Genomic DNA, 13,003 nt, shown 5'->3' with positions numbered 1-13,003 from the left:
TTAGAAAATAGATAAAAGACAAATAGAAGATAGACGCCTCACAATTATGGGGCGTTTTTTTCATCAATTTACTCTCGTTATCAAACCATTAACCACTTTATACTTAGGCAACTTTATTTGTTGTAAAGGCTCACTAAGAGTCTTATTCACAATTTTTTCCCTCATTAATTTCTTCTTATTAAAATGTCGAGAAATATTTTGGACTATCTCAGTATAATTATCCTTCTCTCCATTTTTATAATAAAATACTTTCATGGATCGGCAATTATTATGCTCGAAAATAGTATTTAACAATGTTCTGTCAGACAACCCACATGAATGCCCCATAATTAAGACCTGAAATTTTTCAGATTCAATAAATGACAACAAATTGCTATAATTCGAATTTTGCAAATATTGAAATGACTTGAAATTTCTCAAGTATTCATTATCATTAATATTTTCAATGATTTTATAATCTTCATCCATTTCATCCCCAAACCCAAAATTTATTTGATTATTCTTATCAAACAGTTTTCCATGTATATTGATTTCGCTCACTTCAAGTCTTTCTTGATGAAAAAGCTTCATATAACGTCGTAAAGTTGATGTGTAATTAAAGTTTACAACCAAAGTTCTAGTCTTATTTAAATATCCTTCATCAAGCTTTTCTTTAGTGAAAATAGCTTCGATTTCTCTTTTGTCAGAACTATCAATAAATTCGTCTAGAATCTTTTTTTCACTATTAAAAAGAGAAATCGGTCTAAGAATACTATAAATCTCATTCGAAACCCTATCTCTATCCTCATGAAATTCTTTATTCAACATAAATGGTTCTTCAACTTTCTCTAACAAGTAAGATTCTAAAAGACTTTTAACTTCATCAAACTCTTTATTCAGTTTTTCAACTTTTTCTTTTTGCTCATTCTTCCATTCTTCTTCGGTTTTTAAAACATCTAAAGATTTTGAATTCACAATTTTCTTTAATTCAGTATAATATTCATTTTCAATATCAACCCAATTCCCAGAGTTTTTCACATTGATCTTCTTAAAAAAATCATTTTTAAAACGGAAAACATCATTAAAACCGGATTTTGCAACACATTCAGATTCATAAAAATTATAACCATTATCAATACAATACTCTTTCAAATGAGCCTTAAAATCTTTAAAATCTAAAATCTCCCCATATCTCGAATAATAACCATCATAAGAATTATTGGTGCAGACCAAAGATTTACCCAATTCGTTCTTATGATTATCTTTAAAATTAGCCCAAAAATCATCTATAAAATTTCTATAACTTGTAGGTAAGCCATGAGCTAAATCGAATCCGTTTCCAACAATTACTAGTCTATTCATCTTTATCCTTTTCTCAAAATTAAACCTTAAACAATAAAAAAGCTATTTTTGTAATAGTGTGTTATTAACATTATCAATCACTTATGAAGCAAATTATCAACATATTTCTATTAGTTTTTACATTCAATCTTGGATTTTGTCAAACCGAAGGCTATTCTACAAATACTGATGGCTCTCAAACTTTTTATAAAATTTATGGAAAAGGAGAACCATTATTAATTATCAATGGAGGTCCAGGCATGAACAGTAATGGTTTTGAAGCTTTGGCTAAAAAACTGAGTGAAAAATACCAGACCATATTATACGATCAACGAGGGACTGGAAAATCTATTTTAAAAGAATTGAATTCTGAAACCATCAACATGAAATTAATGGCTGAAGACATTGAATCCCTTCGTAAACATCTGAAGATTGAAAAATGGTCTATACTTGGACATTCATTTGGCGGCATTATGGTAGCATATTACGCAACTATTTATCCTATGAATATTCAAAAAGTTATTTTTTCGGCTTCTGGAGGAATTGATTTAGGATTAACCGAATATGTTGCAGCCAATATCAATTCTAAACTAACTAAAATAGAAAGAGATTCCTTAAATTATTACAATGCAAAAATTGATGCAGGTGACAGATCAAAAAAAATGCTTTTAGGAAGGGGGCGTGCATTGGCACCAGCCTATCTTTATAATAAAAAACACATTCCACTATTAGCCGAAAGATTAACTCAAGGCAACCCCAGAATTAATCAATTAATTTGGGAAGATTTGCAAAACATAAAATTTGATTGCAAACCTAAATTAAAAGATTTCAACCAACCTGTTTTGATCATTCAAGGAAAAGAAGATATCATTAAAACTGAAACTGCCGAAATTGCTCATTCGGTTCTAAAAAATTCTAAGGTAGTTTTTCTAAATCATTGTGGTCATTATGGATGGCTTGATGCCGAAGAAGAATATTACAAATCATTATTTGATTTTCTGAAAAATTAATTACTCAACCGTAAATAAGCAAATTGAATCTCAAGAAATCAAAGTTTAGTTATCTTTATAATCCATAAACATTTTTCTATTTCAAAATTTGACATGAAAAAAACATTCCTATTTTTCACTCTATTTCTGAGTTATGTTTTTAATGCTCAAGAATTAAACCTTGAGACAGCACTGAAATTAAGCAAAATGCCACTGCATTGTATTTCTTCTGAATTCCCAAACAAAACATCACATTTATCTGATTCAGAAAAAGACGCTAAAATGTTGCCTCATGAATTGCATCCTGTATTTTATGGCTGCTTAGATTGGCATAGTAGCGTACACGGTCACTGGATGTTAGTAAAGTTGTTAAAGGAATTTCCAACAATTGAAAACAAGGAAGAGATTATAAAAATGTTAGAAAACTCTTTCCAAAAAGAAAAAATGGTTCTAGAAGCCGAATATTTTGGAAAATATACAGCATCAAAAGGATTCGAAAGAACATATGGTTGGGCATGGTTACTTAAGCTTGATGAAGAATTATATACTTGGGATTCAGATCTGGGTAGAAAATGGCATGAATCATTAGAACCTTTAACACAAAAGATCTTAACAATTTGGAAAGAATTTTTACCCAAACAAACCTATCCTAACAGAACAGGTGTTCATCCTAACACTGCATTTGGACTTTGTTTTGCTTATGACTGGGCAAAAGCAAAAAAAGAAACCGAGTTTTTGAATTTAATCATACAAAAAAGTAAAGATTTTTATTTGTCCAACACAAAAATTCCTGCTCATTTAGAGCCAGATGGTAGTGATTTTTTCTCACCTAGTTTACAATCGGCCGACTTGATGACACGAATTTTACCTCAAAAAGAGTTCGAAAAATGGTTTAAAAATTATTTTACAAAAGAAGGAATTGAGAGAATTTGCCAGACACCTACAGTAAGCGACAGGAACGACTATCAGATTGTACATTTAGATGGGCTTTCTTTCAGCAGGGCTTGGAATATGAAAAACATTGCCAAGAACCTTTCTCAAAAAAATCCTGTAAAGAAAAAATTTGAAACTACTTCACAAGAATTTATTACTAAATCAATAGCAGTTTTATTTGATAGTGGTTACGGAGGTGAACATTGGTTAGCATCTTTTGCTATTTTTGCACTTTCAACAAAATAATCATTGAATAACATTCATTATAAAAACATCAAAATAGCTTATTCCAATACTGGAAAAGGAAAAACAATTGTATTACTACATGGTTTTTTAGAAAACTCCACTATGTGGAATCTCTATGTCAATGAATTTGCTAAAAAACATCAAATCATAACCATTGATTTATTGGGACATGGTGAAACGGAAAACCTAAGCTATATGCATACCATGGAAGATATGGCTGATGCTGTACATGCAGTTTTATTTCATCTAAATATTTCTGATGTGGTATTTGTTGGACATTCTATGGGAGGATATGTTTCTTTAGCATTTGCCGAATTATATCCTGAGATGGTTAAAGGAATTGTATTACTCAATTCAACTTCAAAAGAAGACAGTCCGGAACGCAAAATAAATAGAATGCGCGCCATAAAAGCGGTTAAACAAAATCCTGATATTTTTATTGGAATGTCCATTGCCAATTTATTTAGCGAGGAAAACAGAGACCGACTAATTAATGAAATTAACTTAGTTAAAGAACAAGCACTTAAAACAAGTGTTCAAGGTATAATTTCTGCGTTAGAAGGCATGAAAGCAAGAAAAGACAGGGAATTTATTTTACATCAAGCTACTTTCCCTATTCTTTTGATTTTAGGCAAGAAAGATCCTGTTTTAAGTTATAATGATAACATTTCCCAAATCGACGGAACTTCTGTTGAACTTATAACATTGCCTGATGGGCATATGAGTCATATTGAAAACAGCGATGTTTTGGGAGCAATTATTTTGAAATTTTTAAAATAACTAATTAACTTCTTTAAAATCAATTTCCGGATTTAAAATTTCTAGAATTAATTCGATAAGTTCATTTTTGAAATATTCTAAAGTTTGGGATGTAATAATGGATTCGGTTTCTTTTCCATTCTTAATCCCAAAAGGCATAAAACCTGCTTTCATATTTTTGAAAGAAATAATTCCTGCTTCAATTTCATACTCTTTAGATTGTTCTTCAAACATGAATGCATAACACAAAAGTTGAATTATCTTATCGTTTTTAATATCAGTAGCAAGACCAAGCCAATCCTTCAATAAAATGTTTTTTGCTTCAACCTTTCCGGTTTTATAATCAATTACCCGCAGTTTGCCATTACGCACTTCAATCCTATCCACATTTCCAGAAATTTTAATTGGGAATGGTAATCGAGAATCCTCTAAATTCCTTTCTAATGAAAGTTCTAATGCAATTATTTTGACAGCATCTCCATTTTCAATAGCTTTCTTTTCCTCCTTTAAAAAATTATAAACATTCCTTTTTGCTACCTCAAATGCCAAAAGATTTTTCCCTTTTTTAATCTCTCCTTCCTTATATACTTCCTTGAACTGCTTTTCTATTTCGTCATCTGCACTGGCAATCATTTTATCGATTATTTCTAAAGATAAAAAGACATTTAAATAAGGTTTATAAAGCTCCTCTAAAGAACCGTGTATTATGGTACCAAGGGTATTTAAAGCAATATTTTCTTCGACCTCTTCAACTTCTCTTATTGATAAAACTCTTTGGAAATAAAACTGAATAGGATTTCTTATGTATGTGGTTAAAGCTGAAGGTGAAAATCCTTTCCCTGATGCAATTTCCTTTAAGCGCTGTAAAACCAATTCCGTCTTACTTATCTGCATCCCATGATTTGCTATATTAGGGATAAAAGGTTGAATTATTCTATGCGATAACTTATGTTTTTCCCTTTTTTCTACTTCCAACTGTGTGATAAACCGGCTCTTTTCACCTCCATCTAACCCTTCATTTTCAGTATTATATATCAAGTATATATTTTTAGCTCTTAACAATAAATGATAAAAATGGTATGAATAAATAGCATCCTTTTCTTTAAATGTAGGTAAGCCAATCTCACGTTTTATATCATAAGGAATAAATGAATTATTAGTTTTACCTGAAGGGAATTTACCTTCATTCATCGAAGTGATAATAACAGTTTCAAAATCTAAAACTCTACTTTCTAAAACACCCATGATTTGAAGTCCAAACAAAGGTTCTCCTTCAAATGAAACTTCGCTTAAATCTATTATTTGTTTATAAAGTCCATAAAGCAAATCAACTGAATCTACATAACTATTTTTTGAGCAGTATGAAATGAGTTGGTTAATGCCTTTAAAAATGGAATAGAGAAAAGTTTTAAGCAGTTTATCTTCTTCCTTATTATGGTCTAGCTCTCCTTTAATCAAAAGCAATAAATCTTTGATCTTTTGAAGAATTTCAATTGGAGACTTGTCCCATTTTTCAAAAATAAGGTCAAAAAAACGATTACTATACCCGTTAAAAGTTGTTATACGATTTTGAGTAATAAAAGTATAATTGTTTCTTTTTATGAAATTAACTAATTCAGAAGAATCAATATAAGATTCAATAATTGGATTAGCCAAAAGATCCAAAACATCTTTATAATAAAACAAATAGCTGTCAGGATTTCTTTTCAATGCATGAGTATGCATTTTAAATAACTTAGCGATTAAAATCTGCACTGGGTTATTTTTACTAGAATAACCCATAGTTATATTTAAGCTTCCAACATTTTCTGGTAAAGAATGTAAAATTGGAATCAATAGATTTTCATCACCAAGAACCAATGCAACTTTACTTAAATCAATTGTATCGGAATTAATAATGCTGTTACTAATTAACTCTGATACAATTTTTGCTTGTCCAATAGATTTAGATGTGCCAATTATTTCAATATTTTTTTCAGTTGAAAACTCATTTACAATCCATTGGAATTTATTTGTAGTATAATAACTCCAACGTTCCTTAAAACGTCTTGCAAACAATCCAGCATCATGATGTACATCTTTCAAAAAAACCTCATCAATATCCCAAAGCATATCTGCTTTATCAATACTCAATAAGTGCTGAACGATTTTTTCTTCTGCTTGATTAAGTGCATTAAAACCAGCAAAAATTATTCTCTTGTCTACAATTTCTGAAGAAAAATGAACTAAATTGTTTACTGCTTCTCTATAAATAAGCCCTTGATAACCAATTTTGCTTTTTAAAAGATGATTATAAAATGAGCAGTAATACTGTGGTAAAATATCCCAAAACTCCAGTTGCTTATTTATAATTTCAGTCTTATCTGCTGGTGACAGATCCCATCTTTTAAGAACTTCAATGTCTTTTAAATATGAAAAAACATAATCAGGATTAATCAGATAACGATCGATCTCGTTAAAATCTTGCAATAAAGTTTTTGCCCAATTAGAAAACTGTTCAAAATTTTGCCTGTTTTCTACAATAGTCAATGACGAATACACTTCATAAAACTCAAAAAGCAATTCAACAGAATCAATACTTCTAATGCCTGATATGTCTTGAATAAAATCTTCAATACTTATAATTTTTGGAGCAAAAAAGAAATTTTCAAAGTGAACTTTAAAAGATTCTAGCAAAAAAAGTTTAGCCCTTTTATTAGGTAATACAATAACTATTTTGGAAAAATCATACTGCTTTTCAGTAACAATATAATTAGCTAGTTTATCTAAAAAAGTGGTTTCCGTCATTTTATAAAAATAAAAAAACGCTCCGACTAATCGGAGCGTTTTAAAGAATTTATTTTGATAAAATTATTTTACTAATTTCACTTCAACTCTTCTGTTTTGAGCTTTACCAGCTTTAGTTTTGTTAGAAGCGATTGGTTTAGATTCTCCAAAACCAATAGAAGATAATCTAGAAGCATCGATTCCGTTTTCTACTAAGTAAGTAACAACAGCAGCAGCTCTAGTTTCTGATAATTTTTGGTTAGCAGCATCTTTACCATCTGAATCTGTATGACCTTCGATAGAGAATTTAGAAGATGGGTACTCTTTTAAGATAGCCACCATAGCTTGTAACACTGGGTAAGTTCTTTCTTGGAAAGAAGCTTTATTAGTGTCAAATAAGATAGTTTTAGCGTAGTCGTTTAATTTTTTCATTACGTCTTCGCTTACTTCTGGACAACCATTGTTAGCTACTGTACCTTTAACATCTGGACATTGATCATCTTTATCAAGAACTGAGTCACCATCAGTATCTGGCCATGGACAACCACCGTTCTCTCTTGGACCTGCTACAGTAGGACATTTATCTTTATTGTCAGCAACACCGTCACCGTCAGCATCTGGACAACCTTGTAAGTTAGCTAAACCAGCAACTTCAGGACAAGCATCATCTTTATCAGCAATACCATCACCATCAGTATCAGGACATCCATTTAATTCTTTAGGACCAGCAACTTCAGGACAAGCATCATCTTTATCTTGGATACCATCACCATCAGTGTCAGGACAACCTTGGAATTCTTTTAATCCAGCTACATCTGGACAAGCATCATCTTTATCATAGATACCATCACCATCAGTATCTTTACCTCCGAATTGGAAAGTAAGACCTGCCATGTGTTGGAATACAGAAGGAACGTCTAAAGCTCCTGTTCCATCAGTTCTATCTGTAAACGCTTTTTTGTAAGTAGAACTTAATGATAAACCAACTTGCTCAGTAAACCATAAAGTTAAACCTGCTCCTGCGTTAGCATTTCCAGCTGATTGTTTATCTAACCATGTATAACCTCCACCAATATGAACTGAAGGATCAAACCATTTGATTCCAATTAAATTTTTTAAGCTGTACTTAATTGTACCATCAGCACTGTAATACATTAAATCACCAGGATTATAAGTTACCACACTGTTTGCAGAAGGTCCAACCCAGTCAACCCATTTAGTAATTTTGTTAACTGACCCAGTAACTCCTACTGAGAAGTTACCACCAACATTTCTTGAAACAGTTAAATAAGAAACTGAAGGAATAATATTCCAGTTTTCTTTAACATTAAAGAATTGTGAAAAGTGGTCTTTGATATTTGCATCTCTCATACCCGCACTAGTTCTAGTATCTACTGCATTGGCTCCGAAAGATATTGCCCACGGATTATCACTGCTTTGTGCATTGGCACTCAAACCAGCTACCATCATCATGGAAACAAAAAGTTTGTTAAGATGTTTCATACTTAATTTTATTTGATTACAATACGTTATTGTGACAAAAGTAAGAGGTAAATAATTAATTACAAAATGAATTGTTAAAAAAAAGACTAATTTTAAAAAAAAAATCAATTTTTTATAATATTTAGACTCATCCCTACTTCTGTAAAAGCTTGAATTGCTTTGTCTAGATGCTCATTTGTATGGCCTGCCGACAATTGGACTCTGATACGAGCTTTTTCTTTTGGAACAACTGGAAAAAAGAAACCTATAACATAAATTCCCTTTTTAAGCAACTCATCTGCCATAATTTGAGAAAGTTTTGCATCATAAAGCATCACCGGAACAATCGCAGAATCTCCATCGATAATATCAAATCCTGCCTTTTTCATTCCTTCTTTGAAATAATTTGTGTTCCACTCTAGCTTATCTCTTAAAGAAGTATCCTTTTCTAATAGCTCAAAAACTTTTAGTGATGCTCCAACAATTGAAGGCGCTAAAGAGTTTGAAAACAAATAAGGTCGAGAACGTTGTCTCAAAATCTCTATGATTTCTTTTTTAGCTGTAGTATATCCTCCCATAGCACCTCCAAGAGCCTTACCTAGAGTTCCCGTGATAATATCTACACGCCCCATTACTCCCTTAGCTTCAAGAGTACCTTTACCTGTTGCGCCTATAAAACCTGCTGCATGACATTCATCAACCATTACCATTGCATCATACTTATCTGCTAAATCACATATTTTATCCAAAGGTGCTACTAAACCATCCATAGAAAAAACCCCATCAGTAACTATCAACTTAAAACGATGCCCCGCCTCAGTAGCTTTTTTAAGTTGTTCTTCTAAGTCAGCCATGTTGTTGTTTTCATAACGATAACGAGCTGCTTTACACAAACGAACTCCATCAATAATAGAAGCATGATTCAAACTATCAGATATAATACAGTCTTCTTCTCCTAACAATGGTTCAAAAACACCGCCATTAGCATCAAAAGCCGCAGCATACAAAATCGTATCTTCTGTACCGTAAAACTTAGCAATAGTTTCTTCTAATTGCTTATGAATATCTTGTGTTCCACAAATAAAACGAACTGAAGACATTCCGAAACCATGAGTATCTAAAGCATCTTTAGCTGCCTGAACTACTTCTGGGTGTGACGATAATCCTAAATAATTATTGGCACAAAAGTTCAAAACCGTTTCTCCGTTCACTACAATCTCTGCCCCTTGAGGAGAGGTTATAACTCTCTCTTTTTTATACAATCCGTTTTCTTGAATAGCATTTAGCTCATTTTGCAAGTGTTGTTTAATTTTTCCGTACATACTATATGAGTTTGTTTTTTTTGAATTTTTACAAATGTACCACTTCTATTTTTTCTCCTATATATACAAGTGCCTTTTTATCTACTTGGTAGCCCATTTCTATGAGCACTTTTTCATACTCGTTTATTTGACTAACATATTTTAGATTATGCTCACCTGTTTTATAATCTAACAAATAAGCCTTATTATCATTGAAAACAATTCTATCCGGAATTATTGTAGATGCATTATTACGCAAAATACTAACTTCGTTTAAAACCTTATTTCCCTCTAAAAAAAACTCATAAAGCTCATCATGATTTACTATTTGCAATAAACTATTCGAAACCAATTCTTTTTGGTCCTCTGAAATTAGCCCACTTTCTAACGCTTTAGTAATTGCAATATCGACATCCTTTTTTGTTTCAATAAAAGATAAAACTTTATGCATTACGTTACCAAACTCTATTGCTTCTTGCTGATGAGTCCCCCACATAAGTGCTTCTCGTTGGGCAATTTTTATTGATTCTGGCTTTAATACAGAAATATTGTTTTTGATAAATTCTTGAGTTTCTTGTTTTGTCTTTGGCAAAGAAACCCTTTCACTACTACCAAAAACATATTCTAATTGTTCTGCTTTGAATTCATTAGTAAACTCTAAGAACTCTATAAAATAAGAAGCCAGATTATTAGGCAAAACCCCTTTACTATTTCTTTCTTTCATAGACGAAACGATATACAATTGCTCTTCGGCTCTTGTCAAAGCCACATACAAAACATTAACATTGTCTAGTAATTTTTCCTGTTCTTTTTGATTGTATATCTCTACTGCTTTTTCACCATATCGAAGCACACTACTCGATTTGTCAACTAAAAATTTATCTATATCTGTATCTTCATTACTGTCAATCCAAATTTTTTCTCCTTTATTAGAACTATAATTTTCGTCTGCAAATGGAAAAATCACTACTGGAAATTCCAATCCTTTTGATTTATGAATGGTCATAATTCGAATTGCATCTGAATTTTCGTTCGAAGGAACACTAAACTTAGAACCGCTTTTATTCCAAAAATCTAAAAAATCACCAATACTCAATTGGTATTTTACATCTCTCTCTAAAACAATATCAAGAAAAAATTGAACGTAAGCATTATTGTTTTCAATTAAAACACCTTTATGCACTAACGTTTCTACCAGCTCAAACAAAGATTTCTTTTTTATCGATTTAAAATCGATTTCAATACCAAAAGAACTCAACCAAGTTTGTAAATTTTCTTGTTTTTCAAAAGATATTCCTTTAACGATAAAATCGTGAGAAGAAATTGATTTAACTCTTGATTTTGAAAAATAATACAGAACTTGGGCTAATGACTCCTTATCTTTTGGATCATTGATATACCTCAAAGCATTTAGTAAATATTGAACTTCGAAAGAAGACTGTATTAACAAGCTTTCAGAAGATATTACTTCAATATTATTCTCCGTTAAATAATTCGCCAAAAGAATTCCGTGTTTATTACTACGTACTAAAAGAACAATCTCATTGAGCGAAAACCCTTTTTGCTGCACATCATGTATTAACCGAAGTGTTTTTTGAAGGTATAAGTCTTCAGTAGTTAGGTCATCTTCATCCTCTATATCATTACTACTTTCAATTAAGGGCAAGAAAGAAATATTTACTAATCCGCCTTTTTTATCGTTGCTTAACTGAAAACTATTTTCAAGGTATAATTTTTTATAGTCTTCGTTATCAAATTTGTGAGAAAGAAACTTGAAAAAATCATTATTAAAATTAATAACCTCGTCAAAACTTCTATAATTACGTTCAAGATTAAATACTTTTTTTTCTTTATTACTAAATGGATTTTCAGAATGGGTTAAATCAATTAATTGTTCTGCTTTCCCTCCTCGCCACCTATAAATGGATTGTTTGGGGTCGCCAACAAGCATTAATGAACCTCTAACTCCTTGCAAATCTTCACTAGACAATGCATTATCGATTAACGGAATTAAATTCTCCCACTGCATTTGGGAAGTATCTTGAAACTCATCAATAAAAAAATGTTTGTATCTTTCTCCTAAACGTTCGTAAATAAATGGAGCGGGTTGCTTTTTAATTTGATCATAAATAAGCTTGTTAAACTCAGCTATTGACAAAATATTTTGCTCCTCTTGGATAACTTTTAATTTATTATTTATTGTATTCAAAAGTGATAGAGGAGTGATGTTTTTCAGGAAAGCTTCATAAAAAGCTTTCTTTTCTAATTTTGTATAAATTTCTTTTAACTGATTTAATAATTCTGGAATTCTTGCTTCAATGATTTCTTTGTCTCTAGCACTCTTGTTTATTTTGACATCTTCAAACTCATGATAAGTCTTATTATTTGGATTGAAAATTCCTTCTGAAATCCCTTGAAGATGTTTTGGAAAATATCCTCCAGAAAATGATTTTAAATCAATTCCTTTTTGATCTATTAAACCTAAAACTGAAGATGCCATTTGTTTTGTATCTTCAATTAATTGCTTACATAAATCATTTAGTTTTAATTTGAGCTTTATAAAGTCTGGAATGGTTTTCTCTTGTAATGAAACTACTTCATTTCTATAGTTTTCATTCAATACTAATTTACCAGCATTAAAAATTTCTCCAGAAACATCCCACGATTTATCATCGTCAGTTTTTTCCATGGTGAAATCAACCAAAAGTTTGGTTAGCACCTCATCATTACCTGCTTCAGCAATAATTGAATCAACCGCCTCTTGAAGAAGATTTTCAGTATCGAGAGAAACATCGAAAGTGATTGGCAAATTTAAATCTAAAGCAAATGATCTGATCACTTTATGCGTGAACTTATCAATTGTTGAAATATCAAAAGCCGCATAATTGTGAATTATGTTTTTTATAATCGACCTAGCTTTCTTTGTTATTTCGATTAGGTTTAACCCTGTTTCACCAGAAAGATCTTGCATTAATCCCAAAGCTTTTATTGAAGGCTGATCTTTTGTAAAATCATACAAACTATCAACTATTCTGCTTTTCATTTCTTGAACAGCCTTATTAGTAAAAGTAATTGCTAGGATGTTTTTATAAGCATCGTCTCTGGGTGATGTCAAGATGATTTTAAGATATTCCTTTACCAAAGTATAGGTTTTTCCTGAACCCGCCGATGCGTTATATATTGAAAATGCAGGTTTTACCACTTGTC

8 protein-coding genes are annotated in these 13,003 nt (G+C 31.2%); 3 read left to right on the top strand and 5 right to left on the bottom strand.

Features of this window, described 5'->3' with window-relative positions:
* Window positions 1-63 precede the first annotated feature (63 nt).
* Window positions 64-1,341, bottom strand: coding sequence for an AbiH family protein (locus BUC09_RS02740; RefSeq protein ID WP_073308449.1), 1,278 nt, complete (start codon window positions 1,339-1,341; stop codon window positions 64-66).
* Between the two features lie 83 nt (window positions 1,342-1,424).
* On the opposite strand from BUC09_RS02740, the gene BUC09_RS02735 reads away from it, so the two are divergent.
* From BUC09_RS02735 to BUC09_RS02725, 3 genes are all read left to right on the top strand, one after another.
* The gene (locus BUC09_RS02735) at window positions 1,425-2,330 is read left to right on the top strand and encodes an alpha/beta fold hydrolase (protein WP_073308447.1); all 906 of its coding nucleotides are present in this window, start codon (window positions 1,425-1,427) and stop codon (window positions 2,328-2,330) included.
* Between the two features lie 93 nt (window positions 2,331-2,423).
* Window positions 2,424-3,488: a DUF2891 domain-containing protein gene (locus BUC09_RS02730; RefSeq protein ID WP_073308445.1), complete on the top strand. Its 1,065-nt coding sequence runs from the start codon at window positions 2,424-2,426 to the stop codon at window positions 3,486-3,488.
* 3 nt (window positions 3,489-3,491) lie between these two features.
* Window positions 3,492-4,268: an alpha/beta fold hydrolase gene (locus BUC09_RS02725; RefSeq protein ID WP_073308443.1), complete on the top strand. Its 777-nt coding sequence runs from the start codon at window positions 3,492-3,494 to the stop codon at window positions 4,266-4,268.
* Here BUC09_RS02725 and BUC09_RS02720 read toward each other — a convergent pair whose 3' ends face one another.
* The 4 genes from BUC09_RS02720 to BUC09_RS02705 form a co-directional block, all read right to left on the bottom strand.
* The gene (locus BUC09_RS02720; RefSeq protein WP_073308441.1) at window positions 4,269-7,034 is read right to left on the bottom strand and encodes a PD-(D/E)XK nuclease family protein; all 2,766 of its coding nucleotides are present in this window, start codon (window positions 7,032-7,034) and stop codon (window positions 4,269-4,271) included.
* A 63-nt stretch (window positions 7,035-7,097) separates the two neighbouring features.
* Window positions 7,098-8,516: an OmpA family protein gene (locus BUC09_RS02715; RefSeq protein WP_073308439.1), complete on the bottom strand. Its 1,419-nt coding sequence runs from the start codon at window positions 8,514-8,516 to the stop codon at window positions 7,098-7,100.
* A gap of 104 nt (window positions 8,517-8,620) precedes the next feature.
* Window positions 8,621-9,817: a glycine C-acetyltransferase gene (gene kbl / locus BUC09_RS02710; protein WP_073308437.1), complete on the bottom strand. Its 1,197-nt coding sequence runs from the start codon at window positions 9,815-9,817 to the stop codon at window positions 8,621-8,623.
* Between the two features lie 28 nt (window positions 9,818-9,845).
* Window positions 9,846-12,998 carry a UvrD-helicase domain-containing protein gene (locus BUC09_RS02705; RefSeq protein ID WP_073308435.1) on the bottom strand — a complete coding sequence of 1,051 codons (3,153 nt, stop codon included), beginning with the start codon at window positions 12,996-12,998 and terminating at the stop codon, window positions 9,846-9,848.
* Window positions 12,999-13,003: the final 5 nt, after the last annotated feature.

This window comes from Flavobacterium terrae (genome assembly GCF_900142035.1).
Classification (GTDB): Bacteria; Bacteroidota; Bacteroidia; order Flavobacteriales; family Flavobacteriaceae; genus Flavobacterium; species Flavobacterium terrae.
This window is presented reverse-complemented; position numbering and strand designations above follow the sequence as displayed.